Here is an 18643-nt window from a genome sequence, read left to right as displayed (position 1 = left end):
GATCAACTATCCTCATCAAGAGATGTTCCTTGGCCGTTTTGTAACACTTCTAACCATTCCTTCATCAAGTAGTACTGACGTTGGGAAATGGACATCGGTGTGGAATCGGAACCTCGCATTAAGGCGGGCATTTGTTTGTCGTAGGATTTCGGTTCGTCAGTGGGTTTGCGAATCCATTGTTTAAACACTTCTGGACGTTGTCCCATACGTTGCTTGAACACTTCGTAAGCTAGAAAGCGGACGTGATTCATCCGACCTAATTCGGTCAAAGGTAATGGATGCCCTGGGCGTGGAGGTACGGGGTCGAAAGGGAAAGGAGCGTCTGTGCCTGAATCACTTGGGTTATTGGCTAACTGCGATCGCAAATTTTGCTGATCCAAATTAGAAGCTTCCATTGTCTCGCGGACTCGTTGCATTAAATCAGCGATTTCTGCTTCTGTTTCTGCCCAGTTTTCCCCCTCGATAAATCCTTGATGCAAAACTTCGTCTCGTTTGACTAAATCGCTCAAACCATCAGCAATGGAAACAAATGGTCGGCGGTCTGGTTGGAAGTCTTGCGGACAACATGTGTAACGAGCATAAGCCGTGAGTTGACCTGTAGCGACACTTGCTCCTTTGACTGTCACTTTAATCAAACCATCATTGGAATCATCCAAAAATCCCAAGCTAGTGGTATCCGGTTCTTGAGCATACAAACCACCTGGATTGGTGCGTGGATCTTGATTATCGTCTGGCCCGGGATTCCAGTGAGGCCATGCAGCATCGGGATTGAGACAGCAATTGATTTGTCGCAAAAATGCCGCTTGGTCTTGAATCAGTGGGATCAACTGGGTTAAGTTGCGATCGCAACTATTGCTAGGAGCATAAATCAATCCCTGGGGTGGGGTAATTCGCAAACGCAACTCAGGCCAACTTGGATTAGGGCGAATTACCTGCACATGGCCTAATGGAATATCCACACCAGGGGGAATCAGAGGATTTTCTGCCCCTTCGGGACTGTGACCCAATATCGGGTGTAAAAGATGATTTGTACCGGGAATTTCGAGCGCAGCTGCAACTAGATCCCCTTCTGCTAAGGTGTAGTGATATGCTTTGCGGTTGGCGGCTTCCACGTACCACACTACATCATTGAGACTCAACTTAGCTGCTTGCAATTGATTCAGTCCTATGGGGCCTTCATACCCGTCTGACCAACGTCCATGTAACTCAAAAAACGGACAAACCGGTCGCCACTTACCTTTATCTTTGAAACGAATTTCTTCTGGCAAATAAGCAGAAATATTGCCGTTGGGATCGATATTAAACGTCAGTGCAGGTTTGATGACTGTTTCAGCTGTACCCCGAGGCGAGTAATCATTCTCTGCCCAATGGAAATTCTCCATTGGATATGGGGATTGTCCAAAACGAGCAAAGGCTAAGGGGGGACAAATCCAAATTTCTTCCAAACTTAAGAAATCTTGTGAAGACATAAGTAAAGTTAATAGTTAACGAGAGATTTTTGATGGCAAAAACTAATTTTGGATTTTCAGATTCGGTTGGATGGGTAGGCGCATAGTATTCAAGAATTGAATTACAGCAGTTCGGTCACTAGAACTCAGATTTTTGAAGGCTTGTACTGCTGAAGCCGCTTCACTACCATCATTAGGATCGCTAAGATTAGCGTGCTTGGCGATCGCTTCTTGCAAAGAACGAGCGCGACCATCATGCAGCCAAGGGCCTGTATCAGCAACTCCCCATAGAGGTCGAGTTAAAAAGTCAGGAGGTTGGATAGATATCCCTTTAACATCCGTGCCTTGATTTACTGAATCTGATAATCCTTTACCCATGTTGTGGGTACGAAGATCGCTGTAGAGTGGGACAGTAATTTTGCCGTTGGAGTTTTGAGGTAAACGCGGGAAGATGTAACTTGGTAAAGTGTTATCTATGGGAGTCAGAGGAATCGTATAACCAGTGACTGGCTGCTGTGTTGCAGTTAAAGCTTCACTTGTTTTAGCTGCGCTACGCTCTCCTGTTGCTACAATCCGATCAAATATCGCTTTTTTCTCCGGAATGGCAGCTTGCAATCCTTCCAGTGTCGGTGCTGTTTCCATCTGGGCTATTTCTTGTTTGAACTGGTTGTAATAGCGCTGGAATTTCTGAATAACAGATAGTTCATCCTGAGATTGCTGGGCATTGATGAGAGTGGGCGGGGCTTGAGATAAAAAAGCAGCCTTGGTTGCTGAAGGTATCTCTGGGTCGTCGATAGTTAGGTAGGGATTATTGATAGTTAACTTTGGTATATGGCAGCTAACGCAATTTAAATTACCCGTTCCTGCACCGAAAAGTTGTTGACCCCGACTGACCACAGTTGCCTGATCTGGTGGTATTTGCTGCTGTGGCGGACGGGTCATCGCTACAAAAGTTGTCAGTGCTGATAGGTTACCTACAGTAACTTCATTAACTTTGCCATCCTTGTCAGGGTCATTATTCAGTCCTACTTTCTCTACGGCTTGTAGACTAAAGTGAAAATCTAGAGCATCGCGCACGAAGTGGCGAACACTGGAAGCAATTCCTTTCCATTGAAAAGGCCGAACAATCAAGTCTGATGCTACCCCTTTGATTCCTGAGGTATCGTCTGTGAATGAGTTGCTGTCTGCATTATAAGTGCTACCAAAGTAACCAAAGTTGATTCCTTTGGAATTTAAATCTTGCTTTACATACTGTCCTGGATGATTTTTAGCGATTTCATGGACGACCGATTTGAGATATTGCAGATCGAGGGTAATCTCATCACCTAACTGCTGGGTATAGCCTGTACCAAAAACATGAGGTGGGCTACGAAGTAATTCTGTTAGATGTTTCGGAAAATTAGGATTAATGAATGCGGTGCTAGCAAACCCTGCTGAACCACCAGTCACACCAGGCTTGCGTAGAAAAGCGTTGCTTTGAGTCCCTGGTTGTTTGTATTCCCCAATGCTGTTATGACATTCAAAACAACTTTGGGAATCAAGACCATTTAATCTCAAGAAGGGAAAGGTCGGATCTTGAGGATATAAAGCTGCTCTTTGGGGTGAACGAGGCCCTGTTGGCCCTTCACCAATGCCGTCTGTAGGTGTATAGGGATTGGTATAGAATTGATTTCCCGACTCTAAAACCTTACGTAGTTTATATCCCCCTTTAAGTAATGTATTTTGGTCAATGTTAACGTCAGAAGTAAAGACTGGATCTTCTGTATATTTATTTGGTGGGTTTGTTGTTTGAGCTAACATATCGGACGTGCAGAATCCGAATAAACTAAAGAAGCTGACTAAAAGAAGAATGCTAATCAGCTGGAAAAATTTCCCTTTTAGTTGAATCATCTTGTTGTGAACCCTCAATGGTTGGACATATTTGGTTCTGGAATTTTAGTTCATGCTCTTTTGGGAAAAATCGCGATCAGCTATGCTGGGCGGTGACGCGATCGCTATAGTTCAGCAATGCCAAAATGCTCTAGCACCATATCGGCTGTTTCCAAAGCACCTTCGACCCAGCCCTGAGCATTTGAATAAGCTTCGCCGCAGATATATAGTGAGCAATCAGCAATCGGTTGGATAATCTTTTGCTTTACTTCCCAACTTTTGACACCGATGTTCCAACTATTCCATCCACCGCCAAATGGGTCGTCGCCCCAGTCGCGGAATGCAGCCGCCTCTACCTTTGGTGTGTAGGTCAGACCGTGGATCTTTGCCAGTTGGCGTGCAACTTCTTCAACCATCGGCGCTGGTGCCACATATTTATCCCACTCGCTATCAGACTTTTTCTGGCGATCGCCTAAGAATGGATTGTTCACGAATTCTGCAACCTTCTTGTGCTTTTGCCAGGCCTGTCGCCGACGTGGACGCAGGCCGTCCCAGAAGCCGATGTTTGTCCCATCGTCATAACTTGCCATTAACATCGCCGACCCATCAGTTGCCGCCGAGCCGTCATCTTGAGGCCAATAATAGGTTTGTCGCACTGGTAAGTCTGTAACTGTTCGTCCAGATTTGACCCCTGCTGCCAGCCACCACGGATTGTTATAGGTTGTGAAGAGTTTGAAGAGTGGACGCGGTGTGACGCTGGCGATTAGATCCTGAATCTTCAACAGAGGCGGGCTATTCGGCGCAAGCAGATCCAGTGAGCGGCGCGGCATTGCCAGGATTAATGAATTTGCTGTCATCTTTTGGTTCTGGATGTACACTTCAAAAGTGCCGTCTTTCCAATCGAAGCCGTCGATCTTCTTATTTAGCTCAATCACACCTTCGGCGCTACGGAAAAGCGCCGCTAATGATTTCGGCACTTCCTGAAAACCCTTCTTAAAACCCTTATATTTCGAGTTAGTACCGAAATCGGAGAGATACCAGGGAATTGCATCAGCAGCGTTCCAATTAGTGAGTGTCGAGTTGTAGCCACCGGCATCGACACCTAGTTCGTAGGCTTCGCCACTGATGACACGGATTAGCACATTCCAGAAACCTTGTTCCCATAGTGGCCTTTCACCAAAGCTGGCATTCTGCGCCATTTGTCGCCGTTGGGATTCATTCAGGTTTGGATCGGTGATTCCTGGGACAATCTGCTCAATTGCATTGATAATGATGTTGCCTGCTGAATGACCGCGCTCCAAAAATGAGAGATAATACGGCACTTTCTCAGGTTCATTGCTGAAGTCGGAAAGCCGCAGATAAACACCACGCAGATAAGCAATATTTTCAGGCTGATCAACTGGAAAGTCATATAACTCAATCTGCTGCTCTGCTGGAAGTATCTCGTTGAGCTTGTCGATGAGTTTGGTGATTAGGGGTTGTACTCCTGGAAGAATACGCATCCCGCCAAGCTCTGCAACCATATTTTTGATGCCTGGTGGTCGCACTGACAGTAAACGCCCACCGATGCGATCGCTTCCCTCGAAGACAACAATCTTCTTATGTGGATAAGCTTCTTTGAGCCGCCATGCACTGTAAACACCCGATACACCACCTCCAATGATCGCAATATCGATATCAGCCATGATTTTTTATCCTCTATTCATGCTTGGTTTAGAAAATAATCAAAAGTCGATATTATGTCCTCTTAATTCGCATCTACCCAAAGTTGGTAGTATTCATATGCCAGCTTTAGACCTGTACTGAATGTCACTCTTGTTAAGCGCAAAACAAGAATAGATGAATGTCATTTAAATGTAGGGGCGTAAGGGGAAGAATTATGAAAGGCTGACTATTACAACCTAATTTAATCAGGTTACTAGCTATGTATTACTAATCAATTAACATACTATGTTTTCACCCTAAAACTCCAATTGTTTGCAGAAATTTAAAATCATTACAAAACTTTGTGTTCTTTATTACTCCCAGTTCACTCATTTTTTGAGGAGTTAGGAAAATAAGTATACCGAAAGGCATATTTCCAAAAATGAATAAATCGGTATAGGTTCAGAATTATGGCAACTGAACCCATAATTACAAACCAACGAGTCGATGATATATCCGTACCAATACTTGTCGGTTAAGGGGAAAAGGGGAAGGGGAAAAGGGGCAATAAAAAACCTTTAACCCTTACCCTTTCACCTTTTCCCCCAACCAAATTAAAAGTTGAAAATCCTTAACCGAGCAGTATTGATATCCGTACTTCTGACACAAATACAGAAGATGGGTATAAGTCAACGAATTTTGGATTTTAGATTTTGGATTTTGGATTGACCCCGACCACAAGGGTGCAGGGCTTAAGGATTTTAAATTTTGGATTTTGGATTTTGGATTTTGGATTTGTTCCGTCCACTAGGGACGGGGCATGAACCAAAAAATCTAAAATCGGCAATCTAAAATTGGCACGGTCAATACGATTCAGTTAAGCCTGTGAAAGTCTTGTAGTGCCATTCCAGTCTCAAGGTTTTTGCAAATTAAATATGGTATGGGTTAGACGTTGTGGTGCGGTTCGTTTTTTGCGGCATTTAAGATCATGCGGGTAAGGTTGACTCCGTTTGCCCCTAAATTCAGAAAGATCACAGCACCGACTAGAATGCCCTCAGCAATGGGATGTTTGACAACATCTAGTTCTTCTACTGCCTTGCCAATTTCACTCAGGGTCGCAATCCCATGTTGAGCAAACTTCATCTCAACGTCCCGTTTCGCATGGTCATTATGCTCTTTCTCTGCCTCATTCAGTTCGAGAACCAAAATCGGGATCTCTAACACTAGCTCCAGTAAAGTATAGATGGCATCCACGACAATGCTTGCTTTGTCAAAGTCCTTGTCGTCTTTTGCAGCAGCAAAGAAACCATCTTTTACGATGGCGGTCAGGTTCAGCACCCCAACACTCATCTGCACTCCATAACTTGCTTTATTGGCGGTATAGGGGAAAGAAGCAATAATAATCGGTAGGCGGAAGGCGAGGTGAAAGATTGCATATTTCACCTTCGCCTCTTTTAGAGCATTCTCTTTGCCAACGAGCGGTTTTCCTTCCTGATTTTTTAGCTTCGCCATCGCCTTGTACGCAAGTATATCGACAATAGTGGTACCTAAGCTGCCGATGAGGAGTAGAACCGCAGTTGTATAAGTCCAGTTCCGTAAGTCTTCCCCAATTTCGGGCTTACTCTCTTGATTGCCATTTTCAACCAATGCCGTCGCCACTGTAGCAAAGCTAGCGACCGGACTGATTGGAATTGCCTCGGAGCGAATACTTGCAGGCATCACGGAGCGAATTGCCGCTGGACTAACGATACCAGGAGTTGAGGGGAGAGGCAGTTCGGTGACAGGGGGCATGTTAAACGGCACAACATAACCCTGATCAAAAGGCGCTTTGCCCAACACTAATTTCATCCCAACGGTAGTCGGAATTGCCATAATCAGCATCATGGCATCTAGGGCAGATAGATCCTTGCCTTTGGTAATCATTTTGTAGAGAGGAGACAGCAACGGGATATCGATCGTCTCATTTACACCTGTCTTTAGAGCCGAAAGGATATCAACGAGCAAATCCAGCAGCTTGGTCAAGAAAATGCGAATTGCCTCAATCATTCCTTCGAGGATATCGCCACCCAGTTGTGCCAGAATCTTATTAAACGAAAGGTCATCGTCATCATACAGACGCTTTAGATCGGTGGCAATTTGAGAAATGGTCGTCTCGAAGTCGTTGAATTCTTCCAGGATTGTGTCACCTGCAAATCGGGCAACAGCATTGGTAAGTTGAACTACCCAAGGGCTATCTGTATTTCGCTGATCACTGCCTTCCAGAATATTACCTTGAAGCAATTGAGCCATGCCCCAATTGCCAACCGGACTATCTGTGAAGAAGGTGAACACTTTTTCAAACCCATTCCCGTTATCTCCAGAACGGGCAGCGGATTGTCCTGTATCTGATATCTTTTGGGCAGATGTGGTTCCAATTTCAGAAGGGTAGGGCTGAATCTTTTTCAGTTCGCTCAACAAATAATCGCAAAATGTATTGATATAGTCTTTGAACAGGCTGACTTCCGACTTGCCAAATTCGATCAGGTTGTTGGCAGCATTGACCAATACCTCATGCGTGACTAGGATGTCATCCCATTCAAAGAGAAAGCCTAACCATTCCAAAATTTTCATCAAATCGATGCCGAATAGCTCTTTGAGTACCCAACTCAACGCTTTGACAACTTGCTCGACCACATCGATGGCGGTCTGAATTACAGACTCACCGAAGTCGATCACCAGTTCCAGGACTCCCTCAGCAGTCAGATGCATGAAGAAACTCTTGGGCTTGCTCTCCAGCTTTTTGCCGAAGTGCTCCAGAACATCCCCAATGAACCAGGTGAGCGGATTTGCCTCCAAAATCTTGCCAATGGACTCGATCGCATGGGGGCCATCGGAGAAATTTAGGGTGCTGTCATCCCATGTAAAGCCCCAGGCATAACTGTTCGGTAGTTTATTCACGTCGATTTTGTTCTCGGCTTTACCAGATGGATTCAGCTTTACGCCTTGATTTGCTAGGTGTGCGTGAGTTGAATCATCAAAGGTAATTAATGCCAAGTCTGTAATTTTGCTCAAGACTTGTGTGGATGCTTGAATATGGGAAGAGTCCGCATATTTTCCTTGTAGCACCTTCTGTCCCTGCTGATCTCCATACTGGAACGTGGCATTTGCCAGATCGTCAGCCGTCATGTTTCGCAGCCCTTGGTTCAATGGCGCAGACGAGTGTACGTCAAACCCTGTGGTTAAGAAATCAGCTTTGACATGAAGAATGGGGGCTGCAATATCTTCAATTTTTTGAGTAATCGTCACAACACCCATTTCATCAGGTACAACGTTAATTTCATGATTGGGCGAGATGATGTGCGATCGACCATTAATAGTGACATAGCCATAGGAAGAGGCACTGATCTTCAGCGGATTGTTAACGAGCTGCTGGGATGTATTGCTAGATTTGACCTTGATATGAGTTACGTAAGCTTGATACGTCAGCATCGTCCCGGTGCTGTGAATCCCAATCTCCTGCGTGTTCCACAGCGTGCTGGATTCGTCTCGCCACATGTATTCCAGCTTGCTGTCATTGGTCACAATAAAAACATCATTGACCTGATTTTGAGCATCGCATAAAGGTGCAATTTGCGAGACATTGTTCAACAGAGGAACAGGGGTTGTCCAAGCTTGTGCATCATCATTTCTACCTTGCACAAACACCAACTGTTCATTTTCATCCATCGCCCAAATAGAAACTGTATTGCCTGCCTGTGAGAGGATCAATTCACTCGCACCTGGTACAGCATTGCGATCGGCGATAGTGACATAGGTGGGGCTACCGTGGGGAGGAGTAACGGTTCGGTATACATACAATCCATCTCCTGCCGCATAGACATCTGTATTCTTGCCGTCTTTGCTAGGGAGCGTGCCAATCGCTTGCAAATTTGGGGGTATATTTTTGTAGACAATGTCAATCGGTTGTGGCATTTGTGCCGTACGAAGACTGGTGAAGGTTAATACTTTTTCTGCCCCAACGGTGTAGAGTGCCCAAGTGCCACGCACGCCGAAGGTTCCTACTGCAACATCTAAGATTTTGTCTGCATTATGGGGAATGGGGTAAGCTTGCCAAATCCAACTGGTGTTAGAGAAATTTGAATTCACAAAATAGTGTTTCTCTTCCCCATTCACTTCAACAATTGCCAGAACGGTGGGTGTACCCTGACGATCGTTATTAGTGCCCAGTTTGATTTGAGTAATTTGCACACCTCCAAGATTGTCAGGACGCTCTACCCACACTGTGGAGAGATCGTCCCAATTTGTCTTAGATGGATCATTCGATAAATCTTTCGTCAAAAACAGGATATTGTTTTTTCCTGGGGCATTGACTGGCTTTAGGGCAACCGCAATCCGAATGGTTCCGTTGGCATCTTGGGACACCGCCATCGCTTGGGCTGTGGCATTCTCGCCCATGTAGGAAAAGCTTTTATGAATACCTGGACGTAGATCGATTTGCTTCCACCCTGCTGCATTACTTGGGTCACGTAGAATTAGATAAAAACCTGAATCTGACCCAATTGAAAAAATCATTGGTGCATTATTGCGATCGCGTAAAACCGCAATTCGATGCTGAGGATCGACGGGCATTCCAGCCGAGTGGTCTTTCATGATCTCTGTGGAAACAGAGAATTCCAACTCACTATAGCCGCTTTCAGGTGTAGCATCAATTTGGAATTTAGCTGCCGTAGTACTTAGCACAGTCATCTCCTAATTTTTGGAACTGGTTTGGATGAGGCGATTAATCAATGAAATTTTTGCGTCATCAAAGTTATCTAGAGCAAGCTAAAGCTGAGGGTCTTGGTATCTTAGTCGTTCTGCAAGATACTGAATCCTCTTTCCTCAGCTTTTTTAGCCAGATGACGCAAAAGGTCGAATTAAAATGACATCTCTTGCTTAAGGGGAAACCTGAGTATTGTAGGAGAGATGAACCTTCATATTTTTCTCGTCTGTGAAGCTGACATCTTTGTAGACAAAGACGCTGGGTGCTGGCAGAATCACCTGCTGTTCAAGTTGACTCAGTGTATTGTGTAAATAGGAGGTCAGGGAATCAAAACTATTGTTAGAAAGGGAAGTGTAGGATTCATCTACACTTTGGAGCCAGCTGTTATATCCACCGTCAAACAAGTCAGCAAACTCCGCCAGCCAAGATTCATCATGCCCGCTGTCCTTGTTCCCTTTCGTGGTTTCTGACCACAACTGAATTTTGCCGTTTGTACCTGCTTTCATGAACAGCTTGACTTCCCAAGGCAACTTATCATACTGCCAAGCAGTTGTTTCGATGCCAAGTGGCTTCTCTTCCAAATCGGCTCTGTAGTAGTAATACCCACTGATATAAATGCCTGGGTAACTATTTCCCTGTGAATCGGTGATGCTTTGTCGGATCTCAGCCACAGCATAAGTTTGGCTGCTATAAGTTGCATGGACATCGACTATTCCTGAGTCTGCATTCTTATAAGTCTTTTTCACATCAGGTGGACTAAATTCGTAAACCCATTTAACATCTTCGCCTTGCCGCTGCCAATTGCCATCACCCCGGATCGCATGTTTCAGCGCAGGCAAAACTTGGGTTTCAATCCACTTGGAACAGACGATCTCTTTCGCCACTAACCCTGTCCCAGAAAACTCATTTGACTCAACCAGGTTGTAATTGAATTGTCCACCTTGGGAAGAGGGGGTTGTACCGTCAGTCATTAACAGAAAATTGAGGGTACTCAGACCTGCATTTTCAGGCGCGATCGGCTTAAAGCGATGGGAGGAGAAAGTCGATCCGGTTGGCTGAAAGATTGATGACTCGTTGAATGGAGCGTCAGCTGTGTAGCCTAGAATGTAGGGGTTATCGGTTTTTTGCTGATCCAAAATCCAGGCACCCAGCATCCCAGAGAAATTTGACTTTAGGAACGAACTACTAGTTGGGATATTTGACAGTCCCTCATCGTAGGTCGTCATATCCGAGTTTTGGAAGTCCAGGAAGATGTTCTTCACCGTAAAATCGGATGACTTGAAGTTAGAGAGCTTGTCTTGGATACTGGGAGGAATTGATTTTTTATCTTTGTAATTTTCAGCGAGCAGTGCGATGTTGAGCTGAACTTTGAAGGCGAGCTTCCAAGTGGTTTGGTCGATGTTATTCGGGTCTGGTGTGAGATTGGTTTCTTCAAGCTTGGCATTTCTTCCAAAGCCAGTATAGTACTTAATTTTTCCGGAAGCGAACTTGACGACAAAGTAAGCGATCGCGTTAGATGATTCATTGGCGATGATCAGGTCAGGCTGATCGATGACACCATCAAACTCTAAGCCATCATTGTCCAAATTTCCAAATTTCACCTCATTTGAGATGAAGCCCATCGAAAATAACCACGTTAATTGTGACTGAAGGGTGTCCTGCGTGATTGCCCAGACCATATCGTAACCAGTTAGAGCATCATTGATATTGTTAGCCATATAAATCTCCTGAATAGATGGGGCAGATAATAGTTAGAACTAATGCTGTTAATGTGCTGCAGTTTTTGTTTTGCCAAAAACATAGTACTTATGCTAGTTAATTGAAGTAACTCATTTAACTCTCTGAGAAGTTACACCTTGGACTTTTGCGGTTTATGCAAGCGAATAGTGAAATTCGGCATTTAACAGTCTCCTTTGCTGTTTATTTTGTGTAATTTAATCAGTTTTTTGTGCAGTACCCACTGGTGTTTTGGGAACGTAAATCTAATTTGCCTTTTTCGCTTTTGAATCACAATCGCAGTTTAGGCTTTTAAGAAAGAACTTAATATTTTTTTGTTATTTATCTCTCAAAACCATAGCCAGTAGTAATTTCGGAAATTTAACCTAATATGAAAAACTCCACCCACAAGGGGATGGAGTTTTTGGGCATGGGGAATCGGGCATGGGGCATGGCGAAGAAATTACCAATGCCCAATGCCCCAAGCAGCGGGGCGGCTGTCCCTCTCCACCCACAAGGGGATGGAGTTTCCCGCCGCTTTCAATGAATTTTGCTGCTTATCTTCCTTAAAGCCTGATCATAGGCTTTATCTTCTGATTAATTTAGTATTCAAAAAAACTCAAAACAGCCAGTTGTCAAAAGAGGCAGGGGAGTTTTTAGCAAGGGGGAAACTGAGATAGAGCTCAATACTGCTCGGTTAAGGATTTTCAACTCGGAATTTGGTTTGGGGAAAAGGTGAAAGGGTAAGGGTTAAAGGTTTTTTCTTGCCCCTTTTACCCTTCCCCTTTTCCCCTTAACCGACAAGTATTGAGACAGAGCTTGTACTTCGGTCACAAGTTAAAAGCGAGCGAATTTTGTCAATAGGTCTTTGAGTAGAAATAAATCTGTATAAGAATGATTTGATCGTTCGGTCTACTGATATTTGTAAAGCAGCTGCTCAATCCAATCGCCATCAAATACAAATTCGTAAATCCGGTTATGGACTCTTAATTTACCCTGCTGCTTGACTACCAAACCTGACAACAGTAATTCCTTTTCTTCTGGGCTATCAACCGCAGTTACCTCTTGTTGATGCAAAATTGCCTGATATAGCTTTAATATCGGAACAATATCAGATTCCAGATTCAGGAGGCGATCGCGTATAGTTTTTAAATGCTCAGGTTCGTCTTGAGCTTCCCAATTTTCTATTACCTGTGTTTGCACTAAGTTGTCTATGCAATCGGCTTCACTACCTTGAGGAATGCTTGCGGAGGAATTACGAATGAGTTTACACAGTTTTTGGGTGAGGAAAGGTTGTCCACCAGTCCAGGCTAATACTTCCTTTAGGACATTCTGAGCATTACCGACTCTTTCAGCTAATCCTTGTAATAATGGTTGGGCTTCGTGCAATTGAAAGCCATTCAATTGGATAGCTTGACCAATATTAAAAGGTGTGCGTTTTTTATCTTGAATTAATTGCGAGGGATTTGCTACTCCCAAAAAAACAAAAGTGAGCCGTTTATATTTGGGGAAGTCAGCGCGTTTGTTATAAAAATTGCGGAGGAGGACAAAAAAGTCATCTATTTCAAAGTTAAGATTGCTAACGCTATCAATCTCATCGATAAAAATTACAATATTATTTTGCGGAAGATTTTCTAAAACTATTTCATCTATAAAGTTACTAAAACGTTGCACAGGCGATAAAAAGTCATACTCGCGCCACCAAGTACGAATATTAACTTGATCGAGCAGATTTAAACTATTGGCTAATATATAAATGAAACCTGCATACCATTGTTCCATAGTTAGCTGCCGATTGCCAATTTCGGAAATATCAATAGCAGCACAGGCGAAGCCTTCGGATTGTAGCCTTTTCACGATTTGTACTCGCAAGCTAGACTTGCCCATTTGTCGAGCATTAAATATGTAACAATACTCTCCTTGCTTCAATGCTTTATAAAGATATCTATCTGCCTGGCGTACTACATAAGTAGGTGCATCTATTGGTAAACTTCCCCCTACCTGATATTCATAAGTGAAAGTTTGTTCTGCACTTCTTAATAAAGCATTTTCAATCACTAATTCAGCTTGCGTGGCTTTGAGAATTTCTAAAGTTTGGCTTAACTCCTTAGTTCGCTCTTGAACTTTTGTTTCTAAATTGCGGTTAGACTCAGCTAATTGCGCTGTTGCTTGCTGCAAAGCTGTATTTTTGAGAGCAAGTTCTTGGGTAAACTGAGTTCGCTCTGCTTCTGCTTGCTTACGTTGGGTGATATCTTGAAAAGCTGCGATCGCATAAATAATTTGACCTTTATGATCGAAAATGGGTGTTGCTAACACTTCCAAAGGAATAATTTTATTCCCTAGATGCAATTCCATATCATCAATAATCATACTTTCACCGTTTAAAGCTCTGACAATGGGTTGCTTTTCGGTAGGGTAAAGCTTTTCTGTTCCCTGTACGTAAGCTTGATATATGTGGGCTAATTGATTAGTTTTAGAATTACCAACAATTCCCTTACCTAAAATTTTTTGTGCAGTTTGATTAGCATAGTAGGGTTTTCCTTGGTTATCTATAACAAATATACCAATGGGTACAGCTTCCAACAGTTGCGTTAACTTTTTCTCACTTTCACGTAATGCTTCTTCTGCTTGTTGGCGTTCTTTGATTTCTTGCGTCAAATTTTGATAAAGTTGAGCATTCTTAATGGAAATTGCTGCTTGAGAAGCTAAAATTTTCAAAACTTCTAATCTCTCTGATGTGAAAGCACCAACAGCAAGATTATTTTCTAAGTAAAGTAGCCCAAAAAGCTCACCTTGGTGAATAATGGGGGTACATAATATAGATTTAGGTTGCTTGGCAATCACATAAGCATCTTGAGTAAATCTCCCCTCTTGAGTAGCATCAATTAAAATTACATCTTCTCTCGTTCTGACTACATAATTAATTAAAAAATTAGGTAGCTGTTGGCTGGTTTCAGATAAGACTGATTGGCACACTACTACTGAATTATCTACAGTACCATGGGCCACAATACATAGCTGTTCTTGTTGCTTTAAAATTAAAAACCCCGTTTGAGCGCCAGCATTCTCAATGACAATAGTCATTAATTTTTTGAGTAAATTATCTAAAATAATTTCACTAGCAAGAGTTTGAGAAGCTTTAATAATTGTTGTCGCATCTAATACTTCTGAATTACTGCTGGTGGTAGAAACATGAGCAATATTTTTTTTATCTAATCTTGCATCTTTTTTTGATACTAAAATTAGCTGCGGATATTTAGATTCTAAATCTTTGACTTTGGCAATTGCTCCCCAGCAAATATAAGCATAGTGTGCTTTGGTCATATAAGTTTGTGCAATTTCACGCCGTCCCAAAGCTAAGTAAAACTTTGCAGCCAATTCATAAGCTAGTGCTTCATCTTGGATATAACTATTTTCTTTAGCGCCAGCTATAGCACAATCATATAGTTCCATAGCAGCCTGTGTTTGTCCCAATACTCTTGCCTTTTCTGCCTCCACTAATTCATATTTATGTTGATAATTCATGGGAGCATGTTCAGCCCAGTATTGCATGATTTGTTGATTTTTATCTACTTGCCGCCAGTAATCTTGTAATTCATTCTCTTGTTTAATTTTGGATGCTAAATTATTACTATATTCAGCCAACAATGCTAGAGAATAAAACCAGTTATGCAACGTAAAACTAACATTGCTTTGGACATAACGAGCATAATCTGCCGCAATTCTGGCATATTCTATAGAATTTTTATAGTCTTCAAAAAGATAGCAAAGAAATAATTTATAAAAATAAACATCAAATAACGACATCAAGTTTTTAATTGACATCAAATAAGGCAAAACTTCTTCTTCGTTGATAATTTCACCAATTAATTGAGTTTTAACTAGAGATTGATTGAGTAAATTATCTACTGCCTGAGCGCATATTTTAGTGAGATAAAGTGGATGTTGTTGTTCAAGTTTATTGATAAAATTAATATAATCTGTCTGGATTTTAGCAACGAATTCTAAATGGTTCCCTACAAAGAAGTTATGAGAACAGTAAAAGTTTGCTGCATGACAAGCAAACTCAATATCGCCAACCTCTAGCCCACTTGCAATTATTTCATATAAATTATCTATAGTTGTTTTAATATGATTTTTTTTGAAAAGGATACAAATATTAATCGTAAGAAAGGCTTGATATTTAAATTGTTTAGCATTTAATTGCTCTGATATTTTTAAAGCTAACTGAGCCATTTGATCAGCCAAATTAATATTTGGTATTAACCAAGCTACAAGTGAACCGTAAATTGCATAAGCAGGAATCGATGGTAGGCAATTTCCATATTGACGAGAAAGCTCAACCATTGTATACAGGATTGGTAATGCTATCGGACTTTCCGCAAAACAAGCAGGAGCAAATAGAAGAATTAAAATCTCCATTGCTGCTAGTTTGTAGGGATTATTCATGGGTGATAGGCTGGCCAAATGCTCAATATTAAGGTTTTCTGGCGGAGATTCCACTAGATAAATCCCTAGCATTGCTAAAATATTTTGCCCAAGCTCTAAAACGGTATTAATCTCACTTTTAGCTAAATAAATTTTAAGTTTTACTTGGTAAAATTTCAAACTATCTAAGAGATTATTAACTTCTTTGATAGCTAAATTACATAAAAATAATGCTTGTTCTAAATTAGTATTGAGATATTCTGCTTCTGCTGTCTCTATATATAATTGTAAAATCCATGTACATTGATTTTCCCAACCATGAGGATGTATTAGTTGCAGACTAATATTCAAGTATTTAACAGCAGCTTCGTAAGCTGTAGCGGCTTTAGCCTTTTGACCAGCTATTAGATTTAATTGGGCTAATTCATGCTTTTGGCTTTGCGTTGTTAGTAAGTCAATTCCAAAGTTCAGTTGGTTAACTAAGGCAAAGATATTATCTTTTTGGCTTGCTGGTGTACTATTTTTTAGTAAAAGTTGACCAATTTTTAAATGAGTAGTTTTTCTATCTTGTTCGGGAATTAGAGAGTAAGCTGCTTGTTGCACCCGGTCATGTAAAAATTTATAGTTAATTTTGAGATTATTAGCTAGCAAACTATCTGATTCTGTCTCGGTAAATGCGAGAGGAATTTTGTAATTTGAAGATAAAGGCAAAATTAGACCAGCTTGCAAAGCACTCCACAAATGATTAGCTGCGATCATCTCTGAGCTTTCATTTACAGTTGCTAAAACTTCTAGGTTAAATTGGTTGCCAATACAGGCTGCTAACTGTAAAACTTCCTGTGTTGCTGGTGGCAATTTGCGGATATTTCTCGCAATTAATTCAACAATATTGTAGTCAGTAATACCAACAGCTTGAATTTGTTCAATGTCCCAATGCCAGTTATTGATAGCTACCTGATAAACTAGCAGATTTTCGCTATATAAGCTTTTCAGTAACTGAGTTAAGAAAAAGGGATTACCTTGAGTTTTATTGAATACTAACTCGGCTAATAACTCAAATTTGTTAGTAGTAGTCGCACCAGATAGTGTATCTGCTACTAATTGTTGGACATGGGTGAGTAACAGAGGTTTTACGGTGATATTATGCACCACAGTATCTGTTTGGCGGATCTTTTGTAGCGTTTGTATTAATCGGTGAGTAGGGTTGACTTCGTTATCTCGGTAGGCACCAATGAAGAATAAATATCGGCTACTATCATCTGTCATCAACAAGCTAATTAATTTCAAAGATGCAGAATCTGCCCATTGTAAGTCATCTAAAAACATGACTAATGGATGTTCAAGCTGGCAGAAAACATTGACAAATTGTTGAAAAACACGGTTAAATCGATTTTCAGATTCAGTACCGCCTAGCTGGGGAACATCAGGTTGTGAGCCAATAATTAACTCTACTTCTGGAATTACATCAATGAGGACTTTACCGTTAGAACCTAAAGCTACTAATAGTTTGTGTTTCCAAATAGCAATCTGCTGCTCATTCTCTGTTAATAACTGACGAATTAATTCTTGGAAAGCTTGAATTAAAGCAGCATAGGGAATATCCCGTTTAAACTGGTCAAATTTACCTGTAATAAAATATCCTCTAGCGGCAACAATAGGTTTGTGAACTTCATTGACAATGGAAGTTTTACCAATACCTGAATAACCGGAAACTAGCATCATTTCTGTTGCTCCCTGACTAGCTCGTGAGAAAGCATCCATCAGCATAGCAACTTCTTGTTCTCTACCATAAAGCTTTTGTGGGATTAAAAGTTGACTACCGCGATCGCGTTGACCGAGAATCAAATTTTCAATCTCTCCTGTAGTTTGCAGCTGTTGTAGGCAAGTTTCTAAATCGAATTTTAGTCCCTCAGCACTTTGATATCGTTCTTCAGCGTTTTTAGCTAACAGTTTCATGACAATATCAGAAACGGCTTGAGGAATCTGCTTGTGGACGTGAGGTGGTATGGGTTGTTTGGCTATGTGACAGTGAACTAACTCTAGGGGATCTTGGGTTGTAAATGGCAGTTTCCCTGTCAGCATTTCATATAAAGTTACTCCTAAAGAGTAAAAATCGCTACGATAGTCAATTGAGCGATTCATCCTCCCGGTTTGTTCAGGTGCCATATAAGCCAAAGTACCTTCTAATAAGTTAGGGTTACTGATACTTGGTTTCTCTAAAAATAGCCGTGAAGACAAACCGAAATCAGTTAATTTTACCTGTCCAGTTGCAACATTGATAATGATATTGCTAGGTTTAATATCTTTATGAATAATTGCGACTTGCTCTAAATCAATTAATGTTTCTGCCAGAGCGATCGCTATCTGCAAACACTCACAAATGTTTAATTGGCTAGAGAGGATAACTTGGCTTAAAGACTGACCACCAAAATCTTCTAAAATCAGTGCCAAACTATGATGGTAATTTTCTAAATTATAAGCTTTAACAACTCGCTCGCTGGTAATATCTTTGAGAACTTTATATTCATGCCGTAAATGAGTAATTTCTTCTAATGTAGGATAGTCAGAGTTGAGCAGCTTAATGATTACTGGCTGTTGTTTCTGTTGTTTATTGCCTCGGTAAACAACTGTTTCCGTACTTTCATGAATTTTTTCAAAAATTTCATATCCCGGTATAGTAATCATAAGTTGCACAATTCCTATTCTCTTTACTAAATTAGAGACGTTCTGAGAGAACGTCTCTACAGGATTTATACAGCACTTTTGAACTAAGTGAAGTACATCATGAGTAATGAGT

General features: G+C 41.5%; 8 protein-coding genes. 2 read left to right on the top strand and 6 right to left on the bottom strand.

What is annotated here, in order from left to right; all coding sequences use genetic code 11:
- Nucleotides 1-2 precede the first annotated feature (2 nt).
- The 4 genes from HGR01_RS20600 to HGR01_RS20585 all read right to left on the bottom strand — a co-directional run bounded on the left by HGR01_RS20600 (nt 3) and on the right by HGR01_RS20585 (nt 9686).
- Nucleotides 3-1469 (bottom strand): hypothetical protein, encoded by a 1467-nt coding sequence (locus HGR01_RS20600; RefSeq protein ID WP_045870160.1) that lies wholly within the window; start codon nt 1467-1469, stop codon nt 3-5.
- Between the two features lie 42 nt (nt 1470-1511).
- Complete coding sequence (locus HGR01_RS20595) at nt 1512-3248, bottom strand: di-heme oxidoredictase family protein (RefSeq protein WP_045870159.1); 1737 nt, start codon at nt 3246-3248, stop codon at nt 1512-1514.
- Between the two features lie 194 nt (nt 3249-3442).
- Complete coding sequence (locus tag HGR01_RS20590) at nt 3443-5002, bottom strand: flavin monoamine oxidase family protein (protein WP_045870158.1); 1560 nt, start codon at nt 5000-5002, stop codon at nt 3443-3445.
- Nucleotides 5003-5906: 904 nt separating this feature from the next.
- Nucleotides 5907-9686 carry a hypothetical protein gene (locus HGR01_RS20585; RefSeq protein WP_045870157.1) on the bottom strand — a complete coding sequence of 1260 codons (3780 nt, stop codon included), beginning with the start codon at nt 9684-9686 and terminating at the stop codon, nt 5907-5909.
- Between the two features lie 41 nt (nt 9687-9727).
- On the opposite strand from HGR01_RS20585, the gene HGR01_RS20580 reads away from it, so the two are divergent.
- Nucleotides 9728-9865, top strand: a complete 138-nt coding sequence (locus HGR01_RS20580; RefSeq protein ID WP_155539202.1) for a hypothetical protein — start codon at nt 9728-9730, stop codon at nt 9863-9865.
- Nucleotides 9866-9875: 10 nt separating this feature from the next.
- Here HGR01_RS20580 and HGR01_RS20575 read toward each other — a convergent pair whose 3' ends face one another.
- Nucleotides 9876-11420: a hypothetical protein gene (locus HGR01_RS20575; RefSeq protein ID WP_045870156.1), complete on the bottom strand. Its 1545-nt coding sequence runs from the start codon at nt 11418-11420 to the stop codon at nt 9876-9878.
- 389 nt (nt 11421-11809) lie between these two features.
- On the opposite strand from HGR01_RS20575, the gene HGR01_RS20570 reads away from it, so the two are divergent.
- A complete protein-coding gene (locus HGR01_RS20570) occupies nt 11810-11965 on the top strand; it encodes a hypothetical protein (protein WP_155539200.1) in 156 nt (51 codons plus the stop codon).
- Nucleotides 11966-12330: 365 nt separating this feature from the next.
- On the opposite strand, the gene HGR01_RS20565 is transcribed toward HGR01_RS20570, so the two are convergent.
- Nucleotides 12331-18531 (bottom strand): AAA family ATPase, encoded by a 6201-nt coding sequence (locus HGR01_RS20565; protein WP_045870155.1) that lies wholly within the window; start codon nt 18529-18531, stop codon nt 12331-12333.
- Nucleotides 18532-18643: the final 112 nt, after the last annotated feature.

The organism is Tolypothrix sp. PCC 7712 (genome assembly GCF_025860405.1).
GTDB lineage: Bacteria > Cyanobacteriota > Cyanobacteriia > Cyanobacteriales > Nostocaceae > Aulosira > Aulosira diplosiphon.
This window is presented reverse-complemented; position numbering and strand designations above follow the sequence as displayed.